We start from the raw sequence: 26,075 nt of genomic DNA on the forward strand, positions 1-26,075 counted from the left end.
CTGTCATCGTATGGATGTCTATCGATCTTAAAAAAGAATTCCTCGCATCTATAGAACTTAGCACCACAACACGCGCGATCGTAAAGGAAGATAAAATTGACCTTTCGATTCGTACCAGTCGTAGCAACAAGCTCCTGCAAGATTTTGATCACTACACCGAAACGGTCTGTGAACTAGTAGATCAAGTGGCACAAAGCTCAACAAAAGCACACAATACAACGAGCGAATTACTAACGCTAAGCACGAATTTGCAGTCACTATCTTCGACACAGCAACAACAAACAGATATGATTGCGAGCGCGGTTGAAGAATTGACAGCATCCGCAAGAGAAGTCTCTCATAACGCAAATCAAGCAGCTGATGCAGCATCTCTTGCACATCAAAATTCGCAGTTATGTCGCGACTCAAGTTCAGTGACAGAAACCAACATCCTCAACTTAAACCAACAAATTGCCGAAGCTTCGCAAACCATTTTATCTCTCGATCAAGAAACCACTGAAATTGGGTCTTTGCTTGATGTGATTCGTGGTATTGCAGAACAAACAAATCTTCTTGCTCTCAATGCAGCTATTGAAGCGGCTCGAGCGGGTGAGCAAGGTCGAGGTTTCGCAGTAGTTGCGGATGAGGTCCGATCGCTAGCTATGCGTACGCAGAAATCGACAGAAGAAATTGATCGTATGATTGAACGTTTGCAGAAAGGAAGCGGCAAAGCTGTTAGTACGATTGAAGCGAGTCAATCTCTAGTCAAAACCTGTGTTGAAAACACACACCAAGGTCTCGAATTAATCGAACGAGTGGAACAAGCCATTAACAAGATCAATGACATGAACCAAGTTATTGCGAGCTCTGCCAATGAGCAAAGTACGGTCACTGCTGACATCAGTCGAAGCTTAAACGAGATAGTTACGTCGGCCTTCGAGACCAATGACCAAATATCAAACAGCAATTCGATGATCGAAGAATTGGATCTCCATGTAAAACAGTTAGAGGCAGTAAACAGTAAGTTTAAAAGTACTTAAAGTTTCGTGAGAAGATCACTAAACCATTCAAATATGATATCGCGGCTAGGTAGTTCTTATGGCGACTGTTTCGACAATATGCCGCGCTAAATGAAAGGTAGTCGCTACTTGTCTTGTATTCTGCGCTTGTCCAAGAAAAAACCATGGTTTTTGGGTGAGTGATCGATCGCTTGAATGTCAATGTGTGCGTTACCGCTCACATTGAGCTTGAGGTCCTGACGAAACCTTTAAACTACCGTACTGGCATGTCGATAAAAACCGCCAATGCTAAGTAATGCAAATCTTACCCTGGTTAATTTACGCTGCTCAAAAGCTGTACATTGTAGCCTTGACCGTCAACCAAAAAACGAAGAAGAGCTATGCAATTGCAAGGGCTTACTTGCGTCAAACAAGAAGGAATGTTTAGTCTAGCATTGGCGGCCAAATACATTTCAGCATCATGGGTATAGTGTGAAGATATTGCACTTATACAACCGATGCTACGTATTATACTAGGTTGCCTACCAATTAGGCTCAGTGCTTTGTTTGAGTCTGCAGATGTCGATCTATCTGGCAACGTTCCTCAAAACTTACAACAATAGGTCCTACATTGAATGATGCTCGTTTTCCATAGGTATTTTGAGATTTCGAGTTTCGCAAAGCTTTTTGTTTTATTGTTCTAAGAGTCTCTTCCGACTCAACCAAACGTGGCATGGCATTCTCCGGTATATTTGATGTTTGTTGTACGCCCAAAAAGTTCGGCTAGTTTAGTTGAGAATTCAGAAAGTGTTAGAAACTGAAATCAAACTCGTTTAAAAGCTGAAGATACCCGCCCAAGGCTTTGCGCCTTCATATCTAAGTCTTTAGAGAGCTCATAACTTTGGTTCGCCGACTGCGTACTTGCTTCGACGAGATCAGACATTTCAACAATGGTTCTCGCGATATCCTCAGACACATTAGTTTGCTCTTCAGCTGCCGTGGCCACTTGCAGATTCAAACCGCTGATCCGCGAAATGCTGTCGCTAATAACATCGAGTTGCCGACTCGCCTTATTAAATAAGTCAGCACTACTGGCAGTCACCTCAGAGCTAGCATTCATTACCGCAGCAGTATTCTTAGCCCCCGTCTGAACGCTTTCAATGATGTCTTCAATTTCAGTCGTGGATTGCTGCGTTTTCTGAGCAAGTGATCGAACTTCATCTGCAACCACCGCGAACCCTCTTCCTTGCTCTCCGGCTCGCGCCGCTTCAATCGCTGCATTTAGAGCGAGGAGATTTGTTTGCTCTGCGATGCCACGTATAACACTGAGCACGTGCCCAACGTTAGCAGAATCCTCTTCCAAACTATGAACGACCAACACCGTTTCCGATATTTGATGAGATAATTTATTAATCGAAACTTGTGCTTCGTTCATCGTTTGAACGCCCTCTTTAGCAGCAAAATCAGCTTCTTGCGCAATATTGGCCGCAGATGCAGAATGGCCAGCGACCTCCTGCGCTGTCGAGCTCATCTCCGTCATTGCCGAGGCAATATGATCTGTTGAATCATTAGCTATTGAAATCTTATCCACCAAAAATTGAGACGAATCTCCAAGTTTCTCTGCTGCACTGCGCATGGCACTATCAGACTCTTTCAAACTAAGTGAAATATCATGCAGAAAATTTTGCATCGAATTTGATGCCTTTGAAAGATTACCTAGCTCATCTTCGCGTGTGGTATCAATGTCGTTATCTAAATTTCCCTTACTAATATTTGAGATTACATTAATAAGCGTTTGACACGGTTCGATTATGGCTTTATTGATCACAAATATTGAGACAATCGAAAACATCAAAATCAAAACGAGTAACGCGATATTAATAACATATAGTCTAGAACTCGATGTTTCCGACACTGCAGTGCTTTTCTCTAGAGCATGCTGTTCGATAATACTTGCAGCTTGACTCAATAACTTCGCGGGTTCACGATCAATACCCGCAACTGCTTTATCTCCAGCAGTATGTTCAAAGCCAGCATCGACAAATGCATCAAATCCTTTACGGTAAGCCGTTCCCATTTGTTGATGTGATTTTAAAAAACTCGAGACTAAGTCGCGCGCTTCACCCTCTTCCAATATTCTTAGCAAGGCTTCGCCATTCTGTTGCACATCATTCTCACGATCTTGAAAACGCTGCCAATATTTAGTTCTCTGATTATCATCCGCACCACGCAATAGTGTATTCTTCCATTCCTGCACTTGAGTTTTGAATTCAATTAGCATGTAAGTTATAAGTCGTTCGCTCGCAATATCCTTCGTTATCAAATTATTGAAGCTATTGACCCCTTTTAAAGCGGAGCTAAAAGAAGCAAGGGAAGCACAAAAAATCGCTAATGAGCTTATCGCGATGATTGCCATCAATTTATTTCGAATACTACGTTTCAACCAACTCATTTAATCTCCGTATATCTAAGTTTGTCTAAATCGCACAAAGTAAAGCTCGACAAATAGAATTTGCAAGAAAGTATCGAAAATTTAATAACTAATATTGCATTTTAAGTTCTTACTCTGCATACGAGCGCTAATAGAATATCTCTACAGCCAGAAAGGCAAAGAAAAACCCTATTGCCCAAACCACCACAGAAGACCAGTACATCCAAGCACTAACGCGTCGCAATCGCATACATGCTCTCGCCTGCTCCGGATCAATGGGACAAGGGGCATTTCGCGCATTCCAACGCATTAACCCTGCAAACAAAATCATTACGCCAGAAACACCGAAGGTCCATGCTTTGTATTTTGAAAGCGCGATCAACCATGGTGCTGTTGAAACTAAACCTGCTAGGGCCGCTCCTGCACCAAGCATCACAAACAAAGCAGGTAATGCACAACACACCAAGGTGGCAAGCGAGGTAAACAAGCTTAGCGTCGGAGCGATCGTGTCTTTAATGCCATAGTTTGAAACATCATTTGAGACGTCTTCTTGGCCATCCATTATGAGCACCCTCTCGCGATACCCACGAGGTTATAGCCTGAATCTTGGATCAAGGTCGTCACAGTTTCATCATCTATCTCAACACCGGCTTCAGTCGCTACCACGACTTTGCCTGCATTCAAATCGACATCGACACCGGTCACGCCCTCTTGCTCTCCAAACACCTTTTCTACGGCCCGAGCGCAGAAATCGCAAACTAGACCATTCACGCTAATATCAATGGTATTCTCACAAGCCGCCCCTTCCGCGCTCGCCGTTTGCTTTTCTATGCTTAGCCCGTCATGCGTATGATGATGCCCTGTGTTGTGATTCATGTGTTGTTCACCGGCAGAGTAGCCATTGCTTGTTAAACCAATCATCAACAAAGAAATAAAGATCAACTGTTTCATCATAAAACTCCTAGTATCGAATAATTAAGTTGAATAAGCCTTGGCCTTGGTCGTTCACACCAATCTCTGCAAGGTATTCATTTTTGAAAAAACGGAATAAAGGCGTAACTGAGGTTTGGTCATCCTTCGTTGGTGTATGGTCAACTTGCACCATGAACCAAGTATGTAAATCGCCGTAATCGCCAATGTAAGGCGCAAAGCCTATTCGTGCTTTTTGGGTATACGCACTTTTTATTGAACCGGCCTCGGTATAACGATTTTCGTATGACACGAAATAACGACGATCTTCCCAATCAGCAGCAAGTTCCACAAAACCTGCAGGCTGCTGCTTATTGTTCAGTTCGTCTAAATCACTAATGGCCCACCCAAGCGCACCTTTGAAATAAAAGTTGGCTTGAGATGTGGGTCGATTCCACCGTTTTAAAAGGCGGTTGTATTGCGCGCCATGAAACTGCCATTGTTCAGCACGCCAATACTCTCCCCGATAACCAATCGACTCACGCGCCGTTGGTGAATAATGAAGATGTAAACTACTCACATCCGCATCATTGTTTTGCATCAATGTGATGCCGCCTGGATAGGAAACTGGCCGTGCTTCGGCAAGCCCTACCGCAACGCTCAGTGCAAACAAGGCACATAAGTGATCAAAGGAAACATTCATTGTTTCACTCCAAATAAATATATAAACCGAAGTAAGAAATACTTCGATGATCAATTTGTTTCGGAGTTAGGCTTTCGGGGGTTTGTCAATCACGCTAATGCGCTGGAAAGGACTGCTGATGCTATCAACAGTATTAGGCTGAGCCTGAAGGTTAAGTTCGAATGAAATAAGCTCTATAGAGTTATTCGTTTGAGGACAGGTTTCACATTGGCAGTCATTTCCTCCGTGAGAATGATCTAATCCCGCAGAAGAGTCACTATCGGATGGTGATGAAAACTGTTCTTCATGGCAGTCTTCTGACATGGATGGTTGCGACATATCCATGTCATGCATAGCGATAGATTGATTGTCAGCCTCTTCAAAGCAGCATGATGTAGCTGCGCTCACCACATTGGCAAACACCAAAAACAACACTGACAAAACAACCACAATCTTTCTCATTGGAGCAACTTACCAACACTAATAAGCCAGGTCTAGTATTCCAATCAGCACCAAACAATATTTAAGACACATTTGGCAAAATCGATGCCGCTAATCAATCAGCATGTCTTTTAATAACTGATACAGCTTTACACACGCGTCTTTGTCTTGTGCATCAACATGCGGTGGACCGAAATCACCAATATCATTATCGAAATACTGACCACTTTTTACGGCAAAAGTTTCATCAAGCACTGAGCGAACAATGATTTCTGCCCCAATACTCATGTCATTCCCTGCAATCCCAAAACCTGGCTAGACCATTTTGCTTGCTAATAACGACCCGGGGTTTAACGCAATAACAGTAGGCCCACTCTGACCTAATTGATCAGCGAGAGCACGAGACCACATCGTGATAGCAAGCTTGCTCTGCACCTAAGCTTGCATGGCATTACTAGTCCGTGAGCGACCACACAGGAGAGATTCATCGATAGGGGACTGTGCCGCTGAGGACAAATTAACAATGCGGCCATTGTTTTGGATGATTGGAAGCAAGCAGTGCGTTAAAACAAAAGGGGCAGAGGTATTCACAGCAAAACGCACATCAAAATCATCCTCCGTTCGCGTATCTAATGTTTTTAATATACCGGCATTGTTAATGAGCACATCAAGATAGCTATGGCTGTTTAATACAGCTTGAGCAAAATCCTTAGTCGCCGACACACTCGACAAATCGGCCTTATAGACCGATACGTTCGTATGAGGGTTAAGAGATAGAAGAAGATTGCTCGCAGCTTCTAGCTTCTCTGGACTTCGACCATGAATCAGCAGCTCAATACCAAGCTCTTGCTTTTGAATAAACAGCTTGACGGCCTCGAGCCAAATGCCATCTGTATCGCCGGTGATAAGTACTTTATTAACAGATCCTCTTACGCATTCCCTTTATCATATTCACCAGCCGAGTTCAGATAGATGATTAGTGAGTGTATAAACCAATAAAAAAGGACGCATAATGCGTCCTCTTAATCACCTATTCAATTATTGTTTTGCTAGAACAGATTCAGTATCAACATCGCCATCAATCGTCTCTTGTGGGCCTTTCACTTTTTCACGTAGTTTTTGGAGCATTACATAGAACGCTGGAATCAGCATGGTGGCAAACACAGCGTTCGCGATCATTCCACCCATGACTACATAGCCAATCGAGTGACGACTCTCTGCGCCTGCACCCGACGCGATTGCTAGAGGAATAACTCCCATCGTAAACGCAAGTGCGGTCATGACCACTGCACGAAAACGCAACAATGCTCCTTCTGTAGCGGCTTTGAGAATCGATAGCTTTTCGTCATCACGTTTAAATTTCTCAAACTCGACAATCAAGATCGCGTTTTTCACAGAGAACCCGATTAATAACACCATGCCCACCTGACCATATAAGTCAAAAGGTTGCCCAGTAATCAACAAGGCTATGAACCCACCAAGAATAGCAATTGGCGCAGCTAACATAACTGAGATTGGAATCGCCCAACTCTCATACTGTGCGACAAGAAACAGATAAACAAAGATCAAAGCCATACCAAACAAAATTGGCGCAAGACCTCCGGCCATGATTTGTTGCAATGCAGAGCCTGTCCACTGTCCCTCATAACCATTCGGCAAAGCGGACGAAGCCAAGCTCTCAGCTGCTCGCATAACATCTCCAGAGCTGTACCCCGGAGCTGGCATTAAGTTGACTGTGACCGCACCAAATAAGTTATAACGAGAAGACACATCAGGCCCAACAAAAGTCCGCGTTGTGATTAATGTGCTAAGAGGCACCATTTCCCCTTTTTCTGTGCGAACTTGCAAGCGGCCTATATCATCGACTTCGTTTCGGCTCGCATCGTCAGCTTGCATCTTGACCTGATAAGTTTGCCCGAACTTACTAAAATCATTAACGTACAAAGCTCCCAATTGAGTTTGTAGTGTTAAGAAAATATCCGACAAGGGGATACCAAGATTCTTCGCTTTTTCGCGATCAAGATCGATAAATATCTGTGGAATATTGGCTTGATATGTTGTGAATGCAAAAGCAATTTCGGGTGTTTGGTTAGCTGCAATGATAAAACTTCGAACAGCCTCACCAAAATCTGCGGACGATTTGCCCTCCAGATTTTTCAGAACATATTCCAAGCCGGATGTTGCTCCCAAGCCAGGTATTGGCGGCATCGAAAACGCGCGAATATTAGCAGCAGAAACCGCATTAAATTTAGTCTGTAAGCGCTGCATCACAGCATCTTGATGTTGACTGGGTTGCTTTCGTTCTGCCCAGTCTTTCAACATCACAAACCCTAAGCCTGCATTCGAGGATGCAGCACCGGTTAACATACTGAAGCCAGGCACAGTAATAAAATCTACCACCTCTTCTTCAGACTCAATGATCTCATGTATTTGATCGAATACTTCTAAAGTACGATTCAAGGATGCTCCGGCAGGCAGCTGAACATCCATCGCAAAACTGCCTACATCCTCATCTGGCACGAAACCTTTAGCAACAATATTAATCGATTGCCCCATACTGAGAACGACAAAAACTAATATGACACCAACAATCATTAGCCGACGAATACTTTTTGCAACAATCGCATGATAGCCATCAGTCAATTTATCAAAATACTGATCGAATTTTCGGAAGACTAACGCTTTATGTTTTTCACCATGTTCAGCTGCTGGTCTAAGCATCAAGGCGCAAAGCGCTGGACTTAAGGTTAAGGCATTAATGGCAGAAATAATAACAGAAACTACAATTGTGATCGCAAACTGATTGTACATTTGTCCAGAAATACCCGGCATGAGTGAAACCGGGATAAAGACTGCCATCAATACAAGAGTGGTAGCGATAATTGGCCCAGTCACTTCTTTCATCGACAAAACCGTCGCATCAACAGGAGACAATCCATCATGCAGATGTCGTTCTACATTCTCGACCACGATAATCGCATCATCGACCACAATCCCAACTGCCAAAATCATTCCAAACAAACTAATGGTATTGATCGAAAACCCCATATAAAGCATCACTGCAAAAGTACCAATCAAAGATACAGGTATAGCGACCATAGGAATAACGACAGCGCGCCAATTTTGTAAGAACAAAAATACAACGACTAAAACGAGAAAGATTGCTTCGTACAGCGTATCGAATACCTCATCGATAGAGCTTACGATAAAAGTGGTAGTGTCATAAGGGATAGTAGCCTCAATGCCCTCAGGGAAACGTGAACTTAAGTTATCAAGAACATTTTGAACACCTTCTTTAATTTCAAGCGCATTTGCACCAGGTGCCCGATAAACTGCGAGCAACGCAGCAGGCGCAGCGTTATAAAGACCCTCTGAGACATAGCTCGATGCACCGAGTTCAACGGAGGATACATCTCGCATGTAAACGGATGAACCGTCTTCATTTGAGCGCAAGATAATATTTTCAAACTCTTCAACTGAATTTAAACGCCCTTTTGTGCTTAATGTATACTGAAATTGCTGTTCTTCAGGAGAAGGTGCGGCCCCCACGTTACCTGCTGCAACTTGCATATTTTGTTCGCTAACCGCATTGCGAATATCTGTAACAGTAATTCCCAAGGCTGCCATTTGATCAGGTTTAAGCCACATACGCATACTGTAATCTTGCTGACCAAATATGGTCACATCACTGACACCAGGAACACGTGCGAGCTCGTTCTTAACGTTTATCGACGCATAGTTCGATAGAAACAGTCTGTCGTACTGATTATCGGGAGAGAAAACACTGGCTACCAACACCATGTCAGTAGACATTTTATCAACCGTTACACCTAGGCGAGTTACGTCAGACGGTAAAGAGGATGTCGCTCTATTCACTCGATTCTGAACATTAATTTGAGCAAGGTCAGGATCAGTACCTACCTCAAAAACTATCTTTAAATTATAGGTGCCATCATTCGCCGAATTTGATGACATATACAACATATCCTCAACGCCATTGACTTCATCTTCAATCGGCACGGCAACAGTTTCCATTAAGACGCTTTCATTAGCCCCAGGGTATACCGCACTAACTTGAACAACAGGCGGAGTAATTGAAGGGAACTGGGCCACCGGTAAAAGTTGAAGAGCAATGAAACCAGATAAAGCCAGAACAATTGAAATAACAAAAGCAAACTTCGGCCGATGAATAAAAAACTCACTGAACATCGCTACGCTCCTGCTAAGATCTATTTAGGTACCACGGATTGAGATGCTTCCGCCTTACTTCCAACGCGAACTTTCTGAAGACCGTCAACAATCAATAGTTCACCAACTTCTACTCCTGACTCTATAACTTGCCCTACACCTAATCGCATGCCGACCTGTATTGGCCTTTTTCTTACGACAGAGTCTTCATCTAGCATAAGAACATATTTACCAAGTTGATCTTCTTGAATAGATTTCTGCGGAATAACGATTTGACTCTGAGTTTGGACGCGCTTTACCAGTAAAGTAACGTGCTGCCCTGATATCAACATTCCGTCTAGGTTATCGAAAACAGCACGGATTTTGATTGTTCCAGTATTTTGGTTGACACGATTATCAACAAATTCAAAACGCCCCTTTTCAGGATAAACATCGCCTGAACGCAGTTTTATCTGAGCATACGATACAAGCCCATCACCACCCTCGGCTAAACTTTTCTCTCTCTCACTACGGTAATTTACAAATTCTGTTTCGCTCACGTTAATTGAGACATAAATCGGTTTGATTTTGACTAGAGAGGTAAGCGTAGAACTGGGTGTAACGAGATCACCAATACTGACTTCAGACTGGCTAATCATGCCGTCTGTCGGAGCATAAATTTTAGTATATCCAAGATTTAGTTCGGCATTCTTGAGATCGGCATTTGCCGCTTTAATTGAAGCTTCAGCTTGAAGTTTTTTACTCGTTAATTCATCCATTTGTGACTGGCTAATCACCGCTTTAACGATCAGTTCCTCTCCTCGTTTATAGTTTATTTGTGCCTCATCATTAGCTGCACTTGCTTGTGCAACTTTCGCTTTTGCTTGGGCCAAAGCTGCCTCATAATTTTGTCGGTCTAACTCGAATAATAAGTCACCCTTTTGGACCTGAGAGCCATCATTCACAGCCTGAGATACTAAATACCCTTCTACACGAGCTTGTATCGTAACGTCTTCGGAGGCTTCTGTTTTGCCTGTAAACTCTCTGGTCGGATTAACATCCTCCGAAGCAATAGTGATTACACCGACTTTAGGAGGTGGTGCAGTTGGTTTTTTTTCATTTCCACCTGAACAGCCAACCAAACTGATAAACAAACTGATAAACAAACTGATAACTATGCTCGTGCGACAAACCCTAATCATTACTTAACTCCCAGTTCATTCTAAACCTAAGGCAAATACGCTTTTGCACACTAAAATTACGACTTCTTAAGTAAAGTACATAAACTAGAGATTGGGAAGCTTAGAGCTCAAACAAAAACAATAATTTAACCAAATTATCGACAAGCAATTACAACCGGGTCAATCTGTCTAGCGAGCGCTGGTCAAGAAAATATCTCCCTAAGAAAAAGCGTAAATGCTTGGATCGGCTTATCTCAGTGTTTCAGCTTTTATCATTCTTCCCCAAGAATTCATAAGATCTGACGGCCCTAATCAAGGACAATTCTGCCTCTCCTCTTCGGACGATAAACTTACGATGAGCTATCAGATCGACTTATAGGTATATAAAAATCAAGGCGTACAATATGCTCGCTGTAGTAACATACCATCACCAATTTAAATTCGATCGATTAAGAACTATGGATATAAAGAATAAAGTAATTGCCGTCACCGGTGCGGCACGCGGACTAGGCTTCGCGATGGCAAAACTACTATCAGAAAAAGGCGCACTCATTGCGCTAATTGATCTGGATATAGAAGCAACTAATAACGCAGTAAAAGAGCTACCGAATGCAAAAGGCTATGCCTGTAACGTGGCTCAAGAGCATGAGGTTGTGCAGACATTCTTGCAGATAAAAGAAGATTTTGGGCACTTAGATGGTTTGATAAACAATGCAGGCATTCTCAAAGATGGCTTGATGGTCAAAACTAATGATGACGAGGTTCAGAAATTACCATTAGCCCAGTGGCAAGCAGTGATCGACGTGAATCTCACCGGTGTATTTTTATGTGGACGCGAAGCTGCTGCAAGCATGGTTGAGCAAGGCTCTGGTGGCGTCATTATTAATATTTCAAGCGTAAGTCGAGCCGGTAATTTTGGTCAAACAAATTACAGTGCAGCTAAAGCAGGTGTCGCGGCAATGACTGTAACATGGGCTAAAGAATTAGCCCGCTATGGCATTCGTTCTGCCGGAATCGCACCGGGTTTTGTTGAAACCGAAATGACGGATCTCATGCCTGAAGAAGCCTTCAATAAAGTCGCGAATTTAATTCCGTTAGGTCGTATGGGGCGGGTTGATGAAATCGCGCATACGGCAGCCTATATTTTCGAAAATGATTACGTGAGCGGTCGTATTATCGATGTAGATGGCGGCATCAGAGTTTAAAACTGATATATATGAGTAAGTACTAACTAGCGAAGAATTCTGGCGATTGAACTCACTGAGTTCTCAATTATTGTGGAGACTTGGAGTTGAAACAGAAATACTTTTTCACTGCCCTATCAACTATTAGTTGCATGCGTTACAACGAGCTTGTTTTACTGATCACTTCAAGCACTCATCAAGACAAGCCTTAAAAGCATCAGGGACCAAAGCAGTTTTACGTAAGTTAAAGTCAAAGAACACAACGCCAGTTTTTGCGATTGAAATCAATTGGCGCGGAGCGCTCTGTTCATCACAAACACGCGTCATTTTGTAATAGAGCTGACAGCTTTTAGTTCTAATGTCTTGTACTGAGATATCTATATTGAGCAAGTCTCCATAAAAAGCTTCGTTTTTATACGTAATAGCCAGATCAGCAAGAAGCGTCCCCACACCATCAACGTCCCACTCTTCGTACCCAAATGAACGAAAGAACAAAACACGCGCTTCGTGAAGCATGGTAATCATCCCATCATGCCCTAAATGGTTTCCGTAATTAATGTCACTAATGCGCACAGCAAGTTGTCTAGAAAAGTGAGTAGGACTTGGATAATCGAGTTCGACACGAGACATAAACATACCTTACTAATAAAAACGTACGAATGAAGCTTAAACCAGACTCGAGACTTAACCTGCAAATCCGAAAGACAAATGATTAACGTGAAGCAACTAAACCTCGTGTGATCACGACAAGTATTACTCCACCTAAGATCAATAACGAAGATAAAACAAGACGCTGAGTAATTGCCTCATCTAATAAACTTAGTCCAAAAAAAGCAGCAATAACCGGAACCAGTAACTGAACCGCAGCCGACTGACTGGTGTTCAAACGCTTTGCAGCCAAAAACCATATCGTATAACCCAGACCTGAGGCGATCCCCCCAGAAAGAGCTGCTAGGAGCAGCCCCTCAGCGTTAAGTTGCAAAGAGCCAAAAATAACGCCATTAATTAGCAACACTGCGACGAGGGGGAGAGTGCGTAAAAAGTTGAAGAATGTATCAGATAGAGTATCTGTCGAATTCTTACCAGGCAATGAATACACGCCCCATGCCGCGCCGGAAATACTCATCAAAATAAAACCCAATAAGGACGGTGCTCCCGCCCCTGGAAGAATAAGGTAAATTAAGCCTGCAAAAGCGATCAAAAATCCGGAAATTTCGGAACCCGATAAGCGCTCACCACGAAAGTAGGCGATCAGAATCATTGAAAGTTGCACACTACCAAACAAAATCAACGCGCCCGTACCGGTATCCAGCAAGGTATAAGCAAAAGAAAATGCCGCTGCGTAGACAAACAACATCGCGCCCGCTAGACCATTGCCCTCGGCTTTTCTCTCACGTTTGTTTGAACTAAAAGATAAAATAAGAAACAACACTATCACAGCGGAAATCAGGCGCACTGCGGTAAAGCTAGCTGGATCGATATCGGTCGACGATGCTGGGGTAAAAGCCATGCGACATAAGACTGAATTTCCAGCAAATGCTAGTAATGCAATCGAAGTAAGAGAAATTGTACGGAACATAAAACAGAAATGCTTCCAATCAAACCGCAATCGCAGAGCATACAGAATAACAACTAAAAGGAAACAAAAGAAAAATGGTGCCCGGGGCCGGAATCGAACCGGCACGTCCCGAAGGACGACAGATTTTAAGTCTGTTGCGTCTACCAATTTCGCCACCCGGGCAGGGGAGCTACCAACTCTTATACATCAAGAGTGGAGGCGCGAGCCGGAGTCGAACCGGCCTACGTGGATTTGCAATCCAGTGCATAACCGCTTTGCTATCGCGCCACATTTTGTATGGTGTTTAAGTGCTTTCGATGAACAAGGATTGCTACATCCAGTGCACTTTTCACCTTGGGTCGTACAATCGTACTCAGCGCTTTGCTATCGCGCCACATTTTGTAAGGTGTTTAAGTGCTTTCGATGAGCAAGGATTGCTGCATCCAGAGCACTTTTTACCTTAGGTCGTACAATCGTACTTAGCGCTTTGTAGTCGCGCTACTTAAAAAAGCACGTGTATTATAGTGCCCTTTTAACAAAAACGCCTCGGGGTTTCCGAGGCATTTTTATTTGGAGCGGGAAACGAGATTCGAACTCGCGACCCCGACCTTGGCAAGGTCGTGCTCTACCAACTGAGCTATTCCCGCGTAAACCTTTTATCGCGTTTAGGCTGTTGCCTTGCGAAGAGGCGCATATATTAACGAATCAAATTAAGGAGTCAAGCACCTTTAAGCACTTAATTTTAATTACTTTTCGTTTGCGAATAATGCTCCCCAAGAAGCGGCTAAATATTGAACCATTGACCACAAAGTTAAGACTGCTGCGATAACGATCAAACCGTAACCAAACCAGAATGAAGCTTCAATTTTTGCACCAATCAGCAAAAAGAAAATCGCACTCATTTGGCACATTGTTTTCACTTTGCCTATATATCCAACTTTCACATTATCGTGTTTACCTTGTTGCGCCATCCACTCTCGGAGAGCAGAAACGACAACCTCTCTCCCTACAATGATAATTGCAGGAATCGTTATCCACCATACGCCAAACTCTTCAATAATCACGGCAAGTGAAATCGTCACCATCAGTTTGTCTGCAACCGGATCCAAAAACGCTCCAAATAGCGTCATTTGATTCCACTTACGTGCTAGATAGCCATCAAACCAATCGGTGACGCCAGCAATCCAAAATAATGCTGCGCACGCGTAATAGTTCCAATCATAAGGAAGGTAAAAAGCGATCACGAAAACGGGAATCAAAACAATACGCGATAGCGTAAGGATATTCGGCAAATTCATTTTTTCTCTACTCAATCACCGTGCAGACTAAGGTATATATGCTCCGCTAGACTGCTACTAATGCCATCCACTTTGGCTATTTCTTCAATCGATGCTGTTTTAATCCCTTGCACACTGCCAAAGTATTTGATCAGTGAGCGCCGTCTCGTTGGGCCAACGCCATCAATCCCTTCAAGCTGAGACTGCCTGCGGCTCTTATCTCTTCGCTTGCGATGACCTGTTATTGCGAATCGGTGGGCTTCATCGCGAATATGCTGCATCAGATGCAAACTAGGCTCATCTGACGAGCATTGTATCGTTTTAAGGCCGCCCTGCCCATCAGGAATAAATAAGGTTTCAAAACCTGGTTTACGTGTTGCTCCTTTGGCGATACCAAGCAATAAAATGTCGCTGGCATTCAGTTCATTTAACACGTCTATTGCCATATTCAACTGCCCTTTGCCACCATCTATAAAAATGATATCCGGACGCTTACTAGGCTCTTCATTGACCTTTCGATATCGCCGCGACAAAGCTTGCTTCATCGCTGCATAATCATCTCCAGGCTCAATCCCTTCTATATTGAAGGTGCGATAATCTGACTTTAGTGGACCCTGATCGTTAAACACAACGCAAGACGCTACAGTTTTTTCCCCAGAACTATGGCTAATATCAAAACATTCCATACGCTTTGGAATGTCTGGCAATTCTAAAAGCGCTCTTAGAGCATCAATACGATGAAAAACATTTTCTTTGTTGGATAAATAGGTTTTTAAGGTGCTGTCAGCATTTGTCTGTGCCAACTTTTGCCACTGAGCTCTAATCGTCTTCACTTTGTGCGCAAAACGAATGTTTTTCCCGACAACATTTTGAACGGCTTCGCTCAGCATCGTCTCATCCGCGCATTTAAAGGGCAGAATAACTTCGTTAGGCAAGTCTTTCTCGGCACCAGAACCCACGTAATACTGCTCTATAAATGACTGAAGCCGCTCTTCTTTGCTCTCGTCTAAGAGCATTTTAGAGGTATAGTTTTTGTGCCCTAAAATTCGGCCCTTTCTGATGAAAAGCATCGAAAAAACCGAAACACCAGGGCCATCAGACAGTGCAACCACATCTAGATCTGCACTTCCTGATTCAACACTCTGGCTCTCTTGCGCATGGCGAAGGTGCTGAATCTGATCTCGCAATTCTGCCGCCTTTTCAAACCTCAAGTCCTCAGAAGCGGTCTCCATTTCATCTATTAACTGTCGAAGAAGTTCTGGATTCTTGCCTTGCAAAAACATCGTGACATGATGAACGTCTTGCAAATATTCATCTTTATCAACTAATCCAACACAAGGCGCTTTGCAGCGTTTGATTTGATATTGCAGACAAGGACGTGATCGGTTTTTATAGAACGATTCTTGGCACTGCCTAACTTTAAATATTTTCTCTAGAAGCCCTAGGCTCTCACGGACAGCATGCGCATTCGGAAAAGGCCCAAAATACTGCCCCACTTTGCCTTTCGTCCTAACGCGTTTAAGACTCAGTGAAGGAAATTCTTTATCGGTCGCCAAATAGATATACGGATAAGACTTATCGTCCCGCAGCAAAATGTTGTAGGGAGGTTTCAGCTTTTTGATCAAATTTTGCTCTAAGATCAAAGCTTCTGTTTCACTATTCGTAATAGTGACTTCAATATTTTGAATTTTTGAGACCAGCGCGCGAGTCTTGGGCGCATGATCATTCTTAAGAAAGTAACTAGAAACGCGTTTTTTTAGATTCTTGGCCTTGCCAACATAGAGGATCTGCCTAGCACCATCGAACATTCGATAGACACCTGGGGCAGTTGATAAGTTTTTAAGGAAGTTCTTAGCGTCAAATGGCTGCGCGATTGCGCTTTGACTACTCTGTGGCATCGACTTCTAGCAATCCGTGCTTTAATGCCATGAGCGTTAGACCTACATCACTGGTAACGCCAAGTTTCTCAAATACGCGATAACGGTAGGAGTTAACCGTTTTAGGGCTCAAACACAACACATCCGAAATTTCTTGAACCTTACGACACTCCATAATCATCTCAGCAATCTGCTTTTCACGAGAGGATAGTTCACTAAACGGATCATTGCTGGATTCATTTAAAGCCATATTTTGTGCGATATCAGGGCTAATGTAACGCTCACCCGCATGCACTTTCTTCACGGCTTTAATCATTTCACTGATGTGGCTATTCTTCGATACATAAGCGGAAGCCCCAGAATCAAGGACTCTTTGTGCTGAAGGGGAATCTGTCAATGCAGAGACGACGACAACCTTGATGTCATCACTGACTTTCTTAATACGTCGCGTGGCTTCAATGCCCCCTATACCGGGCATTTTGATATCCATAAGCACAACATCTGGCTTATGTGATTGAGCTGAGTCGATGGCGTTTTCACCTGAGTCAGATTCACCAATCACATTTATGGATACGTCATCCTGCAACATACGTGAGATCCCTGCGCGAATAAGATCGTGGTCATCAACCACTAATACGTCTATCACTTGACACCTCGCACTATGTTATCGCTAAGACACATAACAGTAAGTTCGTCGTTTACATTATTTTTCACTTATAAGCGAAGTGTATGACCTTTCCTGAAAAATGTGAAACCTTTGCTTCAAAAGCCTCCTACCAAGCACTTTTTTTTAGAAGTATTTCACGAGTTCAAATTGCACATGATCCTCACTTTGCAAAAATCTCGTTTTCTGCGAGGAGTCGGTCGCTGCATTAAGGATATCCATTGGATCAGTGGTCAAATGAGGTTTCCCGTCAAAGACCCAAGCATTTACAAAAAGCTTTACATCGCTTGTGAGGCGCTGGCTTGCCTCAAGTGAGTAGATACGTTCATGAGTTTTGTGATCAAGAATACCGCCCAATAGTATTTCGGAAGAGTCTTCATCATTAAACGCATAACGCCATCCAACAAACACGTCTTGCTCAAACGTTATGCGACTATCACTCTTACGATCATCGTATAAATATTCAGCAATCCAACCCAAATCTGCATAACTATCAAAGATCCCAACCTGCGTGTATTCAAATCCTGCCACGGCGGCAGAGTAACGAGAGTCGATTCCTTTCGTTGAAATACCTTCGAACTTTAGTAACCATGACTCATAAATATACTGGAGTTCCAAACCCGTTTGATCGATCTGTTCATAAAATGGAACAAAAGCAGAAGGCGTCATCGGGTTATTCGGCGCCAATATTGGCGTTCGCCCAGTACCAGAAAAATGAGAAATCGCGAAATCAAGATCGTCGATGTAATGCGAATAACGTGCGGCAAAGTCTTGATGATTCTCTTCAGCGCCTGATTCGTACTGTGCATGATCCAATTCAATTGGCAGGGGCAAACTCAAACGCCCTTCTATATCATTAAAAGTACGCTCTCTAAAATAGGGCAACCAAAACAAATCGATCGTCCCCCAATCATATTCTGAAGAGAACTGCACCATCGGTTGACCAAGCTTATCCTCACCATCGACTGACTCTACACCATCAGTCTGGTTTACAATATCGACTAGATGCAGCGACTCAGTAACACCCCAAAACACTTTGCTTACGCCCGCTTTTAGCGACCAATTGCTTCCTATGTATGTATACGCAGCTTCTCTCAAATCAGCATGACTGCGCTCGTCGTCATTCCTGTCATAACGTCCAAAAAGTAATACTTCGTAATCACCGCCAAGGACTTCTCCATCGTAGCCCAGCTCTAAACGCCCAGAGGTTTGACTCTTATCTTGTCCATATAATCCAGATTCCGAAAAGCCTCGCCATTCGACACCTAATTCAGCTTCAAAAGAAGAAAACGCAACGCTAGGAAAAAAAGCTGAAACGAAGGCAATTCTGCGCAAAACCATGGACACCACCAAACTTGTTATTATTGGGCGAATTCTGCCCGCAATTGCGATCTGCGAATAGAGCAAGTCTTGGAAAAGATTTATCCATAAACTTTACAAACAAAAAAACACTGTATACATTTACAGATACTGGATATAAAAACAGATAACCCAATTGCGGTAATTGACATGGAAAAACTCACCAAACGACAAAGCGAAGTGCTCGCTCTGATAAAAACCTACGTAGATGAAACAGGTTATCCACCAACACGTGCAGAAATCGCAAATGCTCTCGGCTTTCGATCTCCGAACGCTGCAGAAGACCACATCAAAGCACTTGCAAAAAAAGGCGCTATCGAGATTGTTCCAGGTGCTAGTCGCGGCATTCGACTACCTCAAGATGAGTCGGCGAATGATGGCCTACCTATTGTTGGCCAAGTAGCTGCAGGTAATCCGATTCTAGGTGAAGAGAACATCGAAGATTACTGCACCCTGCAACCCGAATTCTTCAATCCCTCAGCTGACTACCTCTTACGCGTAAGAGGTATGAGTATGAAGGACATAGGGATACTCGATGGCGACTTATTAGCTGTACATAAAACTGAGCAAGCTAAAAATGGCCAAGTCGTTGTTGCGAGAATTGAAGATGAAGTGACCGTAAAACGCTTTTTCAAAAACAAACATACTGTAGAACTGCATGCTGAGAATGAAGAATTTCAACCAATCGTTGTTGATCTGAAAGAACAGCATCTCGCAATTGAAGGTTTAGCCGTTGGCGTTATCAGAAAGGATACAATCCAATGAATGAAGCATACATCCAACAAGATCTAGGTTTTAACGACAAGGCACTTAATACTTCGTTTATTGAAATAGACGCTCCAAATAGCGCAAAAAAAGAAGCGAACGTAACAGAGATTATTATCGCGAAGTCAAAAGCAGATAGTGTTCAAATGCTATTGCCTATGCTTACAAAGCTGAATCAAGAACAACGCTGGCTCGCATTAATAGATCCGCCTAGCGAACTACTGCATCGATGGAAATCTGAACGAAAAACAGATCTCAATGAAATAATCGTTCTTCGATCAAACAAGCAAATATCCGGTGATGCGCTATGTCAAAAAGCTTTAGCAATGGGTACCTGCCATGCAGCTATTTTATGGACAAAAGGCATCAACAACGAGTTTTTTGAACAGCTTGAACGCGCATCGATTGAGGGTGATAGTCACGGAATTCTAGTCAGAAGTAGATAGAAAACATGACAAACTAGATATTACATATAGAGATAAAGCGCACTATGGATAATTTACTGTGCGCTCAAAAAATGGGTTGAGTTTAATGTACTGTTGAAGGGACTTCTTCTTTTTGCTGCGCTTCGTATGCAGCTTTTGACTTTACGCTTGCGGTTTGAACACCGGCACCGATCATCGCTTTTGCAACTTCTACAGAATGCTCACGCAAGTACTCACTAACTTCCTCAGAAAACTGGATCGTTACTAATGCACCTTCTTCATCGATTCGTTTTAAAACAAATTCACCATCGTCTTGCTGAACAATCTCTAAGAAAGAACTATCTGCAGTACTCACACTTACTCCACAAATCTATTTTCATTAACGATGAATGGTATCACAGGGAGACATAGGCTCTCTATGCTCTGAGAGGATCAAAGCGTCATTAAATATAAAATTTATTAAATTGAAAGAAATAACAATATTTCTTCTTCAGGGCCTGAATAGCTTACCTATAATCTCGCCATAGTTTTTAACGCTTACATTTGGGCCGAATATGCCAACTAAACCGTCTTCCAATATCGCGATCCTTACCTTAACTCTCGCCATGTTGATTTGGGCTAGCTCATTCATAGCGCTTAAAATAACATTTCAAGAGCTACATCCTGCCCAAGTGTTATTTGGAAGAATGTTATTGGCCAGTGTCTTTTTCGTATTCATGCTGCGTTGGATGGGGCGTCTAAACTATCAACGAGGTGACTGGAAGCTACTATTAATGATGGCGATAATGGAGCCCTGCCTCTATTTCATATTTGAATCATTAGCACTTCAAAACACGACAGCATCTCAAGCTGGCGTTGTAACATCTCTTCTGCCTTTATTGACTGCAATTGGCGCTTACCTTGTTCTCGACGAACGTCTGCATATTCGAACTTGGTTAGGATTTGCCATCGCCATTGTCGGTGCGATTATTTTAAGTGTTGCTGGAGATAGCTCAGAGACAGCCCCTAATCCGATGTTAGGTAACTTTTACGAATTGTTAGCGATGGTTTGCGCTGCCGTGTATACCTTAGCTGTGAAGCATTTAGTGAGTCGTTACTCCCCTCTCTTTCTCACAGCTCTGCAATCTTGGGTTGGAGCAATCTTCTTTCTTGGGCCTGCGATGTACGTCCCTTTACCTGAAACCATTAGTACAACGAGCGTTGTTGCCGTGATGTATCTTGGCATTATCGTTTCGATCGGCGCCTATGGCTTATACAATTATTCTCTGACGCGAGTACCTGCTACTCAAGCCTCTGCCTTCATCAACTTGATTCCAGTATTCACTGTTATCATTGCATTTCTAGTTTTAGGGGAATATTTCAACCACACGCAGTTTATCGCCTGCAGCGTAATCATCATCGGCTTGTATTTAAGCAGGACGCCTAAAAAACAAGACCTTAATTAATACTCGGCGTATTGTTCTCGCACATCAGAGATGAATCGCTTCAACTCACCGAACATTTGCGAGGCGTCTGCTACACCCATTTTTAACGAGAGAGCTCGCACGTCAATTTGAGTGACGGAAAGATCACCCATCAACCCGTCGTTCTGAGCTGCCTCGGCAGTTTTGTTGTCAGCCAACACCCAAGCATCTACACACACAAGAACCTCACGCTGATCAAAGTTATCTAGATCAATAAAACCAGCTTCCCAGCTCTCGCGACCGCGACTTCGTTCAACGAAGGCGCTAACAGACGCTACATTACTGTAGATCGACAGAAACTCTGACCAACTTTGGATAGTATTCACTTTGTTCTTGGGAGAGAGAAGCTCAGACCACTCGTTCAACCATGCCTGCCATGCCGTACTTAAGGACATCAAATAGCCATTGTAAATAAGCTTACGATCCGCGCTACTTACATTATTTATTGCAGCAATTTGTTTCTCATACCGACCCGCAAAAAGCATTTGTGCCTGCACGACATCTCGCCAATTTTTCATATACCCTCCAAATTTATGCGCAGTATACGTGTTGCTTTTCTAATCCGCACTTGAAGAGACGTAAACCATGATCTTTACTGAACTAAAGGCAAATGAATAAGGACAAAAACGCCTGATGACCACAAAAGTATTAATATGTGACGATTCAAAACTCGCACGTAAGCAAATGGCGGCTTCACTCCCTGAGGACTGGGATATTGAGGTGAAGTTTGCAGAGCACGGAGCAGAGGCGCTGAAGCTCGTAAAAGCGGGTGAAGCAGACGTCATGTTTATCGATCTAAATATGCCCGTCATGGATGGCTATGAAACACTCGAGATGATTTCATCGCTAGACCTGCCTTGCATGAGCATTGTTGTATCGGGCGATATTCAGCCTGAGGCCAATGCTCGCGTAAAGCGCTTGGGAGCGATCGATTTTCTCAAAAAACCAATAGACCAAGGGCAATTAATCAGCCTATTGGAAGATTTTGGGCTTTATCGTACAGCCAATGAAGCATCCGCAAATCCGAACGTCAAAGATGCAATCAACAGCATCACTAGCATCGATTATCGCGAATACATGCAAGAGGCTAGCAACGTCGCAATGGGGCAAGCCGCGGACCTTCTTGCTCGCTATTTGAACGTATTTGTAAAATTACCTATTCCTAACGTTAACATCATTGATGTTGGCGAACTGGAAATGGCTCTGGCTCATACCGAAGAGACATCCAGCTATTCGGCTGTATGCCAAGGCTTTATTGGTTCAGGCATTTCTGGAGAGTCGCTGCTCATCTTCAACGACTCTTGCTTTAAGGACATGGCAAGCCTTCTGAATTTTCAGGGCGAGATCGATAGTAAGGCAGAACTTGAATTGCTAATGGAAATGGCCGGCATATTAAGCGGAGCCTGCATTAATGGTCTGGCTGAACAAATCGATCTCATCTTTAGCCAAGGACATCCGGTAGTGCTGGGTCAGCACGTTCAAGTCAATGAACTGATTGGCAAGAATTCAAACCAATGGAAGCAAACGCTGGCTATTGAAATTAATTACAGCATCGAAAACCACAACATCTCATGTGACCTGCTATTGCTCTTCACTGAAGATTCGCTCGATAAACTGTATGAGCAAATCAACTACCTACTGAATTAAGAATATGGAAGCAGCACTCGAACAAATGAAAGAATTCCATTGGTTGATGGACATGGTCCAAACCGTGGATGTCGGATTAGTTGTTATTGATGAACAGTTCAATGTAAAAGTCTGGAACAGCTTTATGGAGAGCCACAGCGGAGTCAGCTCTGACAAGCTACGCAATAAAAACCTGTTCGAAGAATTTAAAGATCTTCCAGAAGATTGGCTAAGACAAAAAGTGAACACGGTATTTGCGTTAAAAAACCGTTCATTTATGACATGGGAACAACGTCCTTATCTATTTCAGTTCCCTAATTATCGACCAATTACCGGTACTGAGAAATTCATGTACCAAAACATCACCATATCACCGCTAGTTTCTTTGGACGGAAGCGTCAATCAAGCTGTAATCATTATTTACGATGTCACCGACATCGTAGCGAACCGTAAAGCTCTTGAAAAAGCCAACGATGAATTACAGATGCTTAGCCGCACAGATCGACTGACAGAACTCTACAATCGTGGCTATTGGGAAGAATGCCTTGTTCGAGAGTACGCCCGTTACACGCGTTATAAAACTGAATGTTCCGTTGTCATGCTAGATATCGATCACTTCAAAAAGGTGAATGACACCTACGGACATCAAGCCGGAGATGCTGTGATTCGTAAGGTCTCTTCGCTCGTACGTGACAATTTAAGAAAAACAGATATCGCTGGTCGATATGGCGGCGAAGAATTTGGAGTTATTCTTCAAAATACTGATTCAGATTCAGCCGTTTATTTTTGTGAACGCTTAAGAAAATCAGCCGAAAAATGTGTCGTGACGCATGACGGACAAGAAATCAAATTTACTATCAGCCTCGGTATTAGTCAGGCCGATCCGAACCTTATGGATTACAAAGCTTGGTTAGAGCAAGCAGACCACGCACTTTATGCAAGTAAGGAAGGCGGTCGAAATCAAACTTGGGTCTATTCAAAAGTCTGAGTACACTACGCGCTTTACCAACACTTATGGAAAAAGCGCTTGAACATCTGCCACGTTAATCTTGCTCGCGGCTTCAGCGGGGGCGAAAGCCAGACAATTTTGCTAATCAAAGAGCATCTTCGCCTTGGCTATCACGTTAACGTTGTCGCTAAAAAAAACTCCCCCTTTTCGAATGCATGTAAAGCATTGGAATGCTCAGTTATAGAGGTAAGCCATTACCTGACTGGGCATAGCAAAGATGCCACTAGCAATATGCACGTCATGCATGTACATGAAGGACAAGCCATTTACTGGGCACTCATTCAAAAGCTAATATTTGGCACGCCATACATCGTCACAAGAAGAATCGACAATAAATTCAAAGATAAATGGATATCAAGCCTTGCTTACCGACAAGCATCAAATATTGTCTGTGTAAGTCATGCCGTTGAAAACATCGTCTCCAGACAATTTCCCGACGCGCGCACCAACGTCGTGAATGATTCGCCTGTTGCTTACCCAATTGATGAGCATGCTCTCGCAGCACTTCAGAGCAAATACAAAGACAAATTCATCGTTATTCAAGCTGCCAAACTCTATAAGCACAAAGGCTTTGATATCACTATCGCGGCGGCAAAGCGTCTACGAAAACAAACAGATATACACTTTTGTCTGTTAGGTGACGGTCCGGAACTCCATTATCTTGAAGCACAAGCGGATGGCGCACTCAATGTAGAATTTGTTGGTCGCCAAAATGATATGGGAACGTGGTTTGCCCTTGCAGATATCGTGGTTCTGCCATCTCATACAGAGGGCATGGGTTCAGTACTACTTGAAGCGACCTTGGCAGGAACGCCTGTTATCGGGAGCCGTGCAGGCGGGATACCCGACGCGATTCACGAAGAAGTAAATGGATTACTCGTAGATATAGCTGAACCTGAACAACTGGCCAATGCCATATTACGCATCAAAACGGATACAACACTGCAGCGAAAAATAGCACAACAAGCGCCTTCATTTATTGATGGGTTTAGTATTCAACATGCAGCAAATCGTTATGCGCATATCTACACTGAGCTATGACACCACAACTTAAAATTGCCGTGAGGCAAACCTTTCCCGTTATGTTTGGCTACGTCCCTATGGGCATGGCCTTCGGCGTATTGTTTTCGGAGCTTGGATACCCCTGGTACTTCGCAAGCATTATGGGCATTGTTATTTTTGCTGGAGCTGCACAGTTCATGGCTGTTGGCTTGCTTGCAGCGGGAGCGGGATTGATTGAAGTCACTGTTACAACACTGCTTCTGAACTCTCGACATGTTTTTTATGGGCTATCTCTGCTACAGGAATTCAAAGTAAAAGGTTGGCGGCGATGGTATTTAATTTTTGGCCTGACAGACGAGACCTATTCCCTGTTAACCTCAATGAAAGGCGATAAAGACGTTACACAGCAAAGTATCAGTGATCTGCAATTAATTATCACGGCGCTTAATCAAAGCTATTGGGTGATAGGCTGTACACTCGGCGTTCTTATTGGCGAGCAACTTAGCTTCAACACACAAGGCCTTGAATTCACCTTAACAGCCTTGTTTATGGTACTGGTAATCGAACAGTATAAATCAGTGAAATCATTCGCACCTTTTGCAATCGCTCTTGTTAGTGGCGCACTAGCACTTTGGCTAGCAACACCGCAAAACATGCTGCTCGTATCACTTAGTTTAAGTTTGGCTTTACTGCTAATGAAATATAGGCTGAAGCCATGGACATAATGTACTTAATTGGATTTATCGCAACGATGGCCGCTGCTACCTTTGCAACCAGAGCACTTCCATTTGTTCTTTTTCACAACCAGCAGCATCCTGTCGTCCTATTTCTAGGGCGCTATCTTCCACCCGCAGTGATGGCTCTTCTCGTGATGTATTGTCTAAAAGATGTCGAATGGTTGTCTGGCAATCACGGACTACCTGAGATCATTAGTTTGAGCCTTGTAATCGTTGCCCACTTGCTATTTAAAAATGCCTTAATCAGTATTTTTAGCGGCACGGCACTTTACATGCTTTGGGTGCAAGGCGTATTAGCCAGCCTGATATAAGAGCCAGTACAACCCAATCAATTCCGACTC

General features: G+C 43.3%; 27 protein-coding genes and 3 tRNA genes. 10 read left to right on the forward strand and 20 right to left on the reverse strand.

Translation table 11 applies throughout. The features are described from left to right. On the forward strand, positions 1-1,019 hold a 1,019-nt coding region (locus tag A3739_RS07260), incomplete at its 5' end, for a methyl-accepting chemotaxis protein (protein ID WP_231877037.1). Between the two features lie 781 nt (positions 1,020-1,800). On the opposite strand, the gene A3739_RS07265 is transcribed toward A3739_RS07260, so the two are convergent. The 9 genes from A3739_RS07265 to A3739_RS07300 form a co-directional block, all read right to left on the reverse strand. Beyond that, entirely contained in the window at positions 1,801-3,429 is a 1,629-nt protein-coding gene (locus tag A3739_RS07265) for a methyl-accepting chemotaxis protein (protein ID WP_068500878.1), read from the reverse strand. Between the two features lie 127 nt (positions 3,430-3,556). Next, complete coding sequence (locus A3739_RS07270; protein ID WP_068500881.1) at positions 3,557-3,970, reverse strand: hypothetical protein; 414 nt, start codon at positions 3,968-3,970, stop codon at positions 3,557-3,559. Next, positions 3,970-4,362, reverse strand: a complete 393-nt coding sequence (locus A3739_RS28025; protein WP_082878311.1) for a heavy-metal-associated domain-containing protein — start codon at positions 4,360-4,362, stop codon at positions 3,970-3,972. Before A3739_RS28025 ends, A3739_RS07270 begins: the two co-directional genes overlap by 1 nt. A 7-nt stretch (positions 4,363-4,369) precedes the next feature. Then, positions 4,370-5,020, reverse strand: coding sequence for a hypothetical protein (locus A3739_RS07280; RefSeq protein WP_068500885.1), 651 nt, complete (start codon positions 5,018-5,020; stop codon positions 4,370-4,372). Positions 5,021-5,086: 66 nt separating this feature from the next. Next, complete coding sequence (locus A3739_RS07285; protein ID WP_068500889.1) at positions 5,087-5,461, reverse strand: hypothetical protein; 375 nt, start codon at positions 5,459-5,461, stop codon at positions 5,087-5,089. Between the two features lie 90 nt (positions 5,462-5,551). Further along, on the reverse strand, positions 5,552-5,728 hold the full coding sequence (locus tag A3739_RS29620) for a hypothetical protein (RefSeq protein WP_156502747.1): 177 nt from the start codon (positions 5,726-5,728) through the stop codon (positions 5,552-5,554). Between the two features lie 147 nt (positions 5,729-5,875). Continuing rightward, positions 5,876-6,346 (reverse strand): SDR family NAD(P)-dependent oxidoreductase, encoded by a 471-nt coding sequence (locus tag A3739_RS29625; protein WP_197472162.1) that lies wholly within the window; start codon positions 6,344-6,346, stop codon positions 5,876-5,878. A gap of 132 nt (positions 6,347-6,478) precedes the next feature. Further along, the gene (locus A3739_RS07295; RefSeq protein WP_068476316.1) at positions 6,479-9,649 is read right to left on the reverse strand and encodes an efflux RND transporter permease subunit; all 3,171 of its coding nucleotides are present in this window, start codon (positions 9,647-9,649) and stop codon (positions 6,479-6,481) included. Between the two features lie 20 nt (positions 9,650-9,669). Then, positions 9,670-10,809 (reverse strand): efflux RND transporter periplasmic adaptor subunit, encoded by a 1,140-nt coding sequence (locus A3739_RS07300; protein ID WP_068500893.1) that lies wholly within the window; start codon positions 10,807-10,809, stop codon positions 9,670-9,672. A gap of 437 nt (positions 10,810-11,246) precedes the next feature. Here A3739_RS07300 and A3739_RS07305 point away from each other — a divergent pair, with 437 nt between their 5' ends. Beyond that, complete coding sequence (locus tag A3739_RS07305) at positions 11,247-11,993, forward strand: SDR family oxidoreductase (protein ID WP_068500896.1); 747 nt, start codon at positions 11,247-11,249, stop codon at positions 11,991-11,993. Between the two features lie 159 nt (positions 11,994-12,152). Here the strand turns inward: A3739_RS07305 and A3739_RS07310 are convergent, their stop codons facing one another. The 9 genes from A3739_RS07310 to A3739_RS07350 all read right to left on the reverse strand — a co-directional run bounded on the left by A3739_RS07310 (position 12,153) and on the right by A3739_RS07350 (position 18,689). Next, entirely contained in the window at positions 12,153-12,602 is a 450-nt protein-coding gene (locus A3739_RS07310; protein ID WP_068500898.1) for a thioesterase family protein, read from the reverse strand. Positions 12,603-12,684: 82 nt separating this feature from the next. Continuing rightward, positions 12,685-13,551, reverse strand: coding sequence for a DMT family transporter (locus A3739_RS07315; protein WP_082878313.1), 867 nt, complete (start codon positions 13,549-13,551; stop codon positions 12,685-12,687). A 75-nt stretch (positions 13,552-13,626) separates the two neighbouring features. After that, positions 13,627-13,713 (reverse strand) — tRNA-Leu (locus tag A3739_RS07320). A gap of 31 nt (positions 13,714-13,744) precedes the next feature. After that, positions 13,745-13,818: transfer RNA gene (locus A3739_RS07325), tRNA-Cys, on the reverse strand. A gap of 283 nt (positions 13,819-14,101) precedes the next feature. Beyond that, positions 14,102-14,177: transfer RNA gene (locus tag A3739_RS07330), tRNA-Gly, on the reverse strand. 99 nt (positions 14,178-14,276) lie between these two features. Continuing rightward, positions 14,277-14,828, reverse strand: coding sequence for a CDP-diacylglycerol--glycerol-3-phosphate 3-phosphatidyltransferase (gene pgsA, locus A3739_RS07335; RefSeq protein ID WP_068500900.1), 552 nt, complete (start codon positions 14,826-14,828; stop codon positions 14,277-14,279). An 11-nt stretch (positions 14,829-14,839) separates the two neighbouring features. Then, entirely contained in the window at positions 14,840-16,705 is a 1,866-nt protein-coding gene (gene uvrC, locus A3739_RS07340; protein WP_068500903.1) for an excinuclease ABC subunit UvrC, read from the reverse strand. Beyond that, positions 16,692-17,330 carry a response regulator gene (locus A3739_RS07345; protein WP_068500124.1) on the reverse strand — a complete coding sequence of 213 codons (639 nt, stop codon included), beginning with the start codon at positions 17,328-17,330 and terminating at the stop codon, positions 16,692-16,694. Before A3739_RS07345 ends, uvrC begins: the two co-directional genes overlap by 14 nt. Positions 17,331-17,474: 144 nt before the next feature. Next, entirely contained in the window at positions 17,475-18,689 is a 1,215-nt protein-coding gene (locus A3739_RS07350; RefSeq protein ID WP_082878314.1) for a hypothetical protein, read from the reverse strand. A 168-nt stretch (positions 18,690-18,857) separates the two neighbouring features. On the opposite strand from A3739_RS07350, the gene lexA reads away from it, so the two are divergent. Together lexA and A3739_RS07360 are read left to right on the forward strand one after the other, a co-directional pair. Beyond that, positions 18,858-19,472 carry a transcriptional repressor LexA gene (gene lexA / locus A3739_RS07355; protein WP_068476329.1) on the forward strand — a complete coding sequence of 205 codons (615 nt, stop codon included), beginning with the start codon at positions 18,858-18,860 and terminating at the stop codon, positions 19,470-19,472. Further along, positions 19,469-19,918, forward strand: a complete 450-nt coding sequence (locus A3739_RS07360; protein ID WP_068476331.1) for a SulA-like leucine-rich domain-containing protein — start codon at positions 19,469-19,471, stop codon at positions 19,916-19,918. The genes lexA and A3739_RS07360 overlap by 4 nt, the downstream gene beginning before the upstream one ends. Before the next feature lie 82 nt (positions 19,919-20,000). On the opposite strand, the gene A3739_RS07365 is transcribed toward A3739_RS07360, so the two are convergent. Beyond that, positions 20,001-20,252: a hypothetical protein gene (locus tag A3739_RS07365; protein WP_068476333.1), complete on the reverse strand. Its 252-nt coding sequence runs from the start codon at positions 20,250-20,252 to the stop codon at positions 20,001-20,003. Positions 20,253-20,451: 199 nt separating this feature from the next. Here A3739_RS07365 and A3739_RS07370 point away from each other — a divergent pair, with 199 nt between their 5' ends. Continuing rightward, positions 20,452-21,342 carry a DMT family transporter gene (locus tag A3739_RS07370; protein ID WP_068500906.1) on the forward strand — a complete coding sequence of 297 codons (891 nt, stop codon included), beginning with the start codon at positions 20,452-20,454 and terminating at the stop codon, positions 21,340-21,342. On the opposite strand, the gene A3739_RS07375 is transcribed toward A3739_RS07370, so the two are convergent. Next, complete coding sequence (locus A3739_RS07375; RefSeq protein ID WP_068500910.1) at positions 21,339-21,878, reverse strand: hypothetical protein; 540 nt, start codon at positions 21,876-21,878, stop codon at positions 21,339-21,341. The two genes, A3739_RS07370 and A3739_RS07375, sit on opposite strands and share 4 nt — an antisense overlap. A 115-nt stretch (positions 21,879-21,993) precedes the next feature. On the opposite strand from A3739_RS07375, the gene A3739_RS07380 reads away from it, so the two are divergent. The 5 genes from A3739_RS07380 to A3739_RS07400 are packed head-to-tail and all read left to right on the forward strand — an operon-like array spanning position 21,994 to position 26,045. Further along, a complete protein-coding gene (locus tag A3739_RS07380) occupies positions 21,994-23,007 on the forward strand; it encodes a response regulator (RefSeq protein WP_068476340.1) in 1,014 nt (337 codons plus the stop codon). A 4-nt stretch (positions 23,008-23,011) separates the two neighbouring features. After that, a complete protein-coding gene (locus A3739_RS07385) occupies positions 23,012-23,974 on the forward strand; it encodes a sensor domain-containing diguanylate cyclase (protein ID WP_068476342.1) in 963 nt (320 codons plus the stop codon). 39 nt (positions 23,975-24,013) lie between these two features. Then, a complete protein-coding gene (locus A3739_RS07390) occupies positions 24,014-25,036 on the forward strand; it encodes a glycosyltransferase family 4 protein (protein WP_068476344.1) in 1,023 nt (340 codons plus the stop codon). Further along, positions 25,033-25,722: an AzlC family ABC transporter permease gene (locus A3739_RS07395; protein ID WP_068476347.1), complete on the forward strand. Its 690-nt coding sequence runs from the start codon at positions 25,033-25,035 to the stop codon at positions 25,720-25,722. The genes A3739_RS07390 and A3739_RS07395 overlap by 4 nt, the downstream gene beginning before the upstream one ends. Continuing rightward, positions 25,713-26,045, forward strand: a complete 333-nt coding sequence (locus A3739_RS07400; RefSeq protein WP_082869021.1) for a branched-chain amino acid transporter permease — start codon at positions 25,713-25,715, stop codon at positions 26,043-26,045. Before A3739_RS07395 ends, A3739_RS07400 begins: the two co-directional genes overlap by 10 nt. The last annotated feature ends 30 nt before the right edge of the window (positions 26,046-26,075 follow it).

This window comes from Oleiphilus sp. HI0067 (assembly GCF_001635735.1).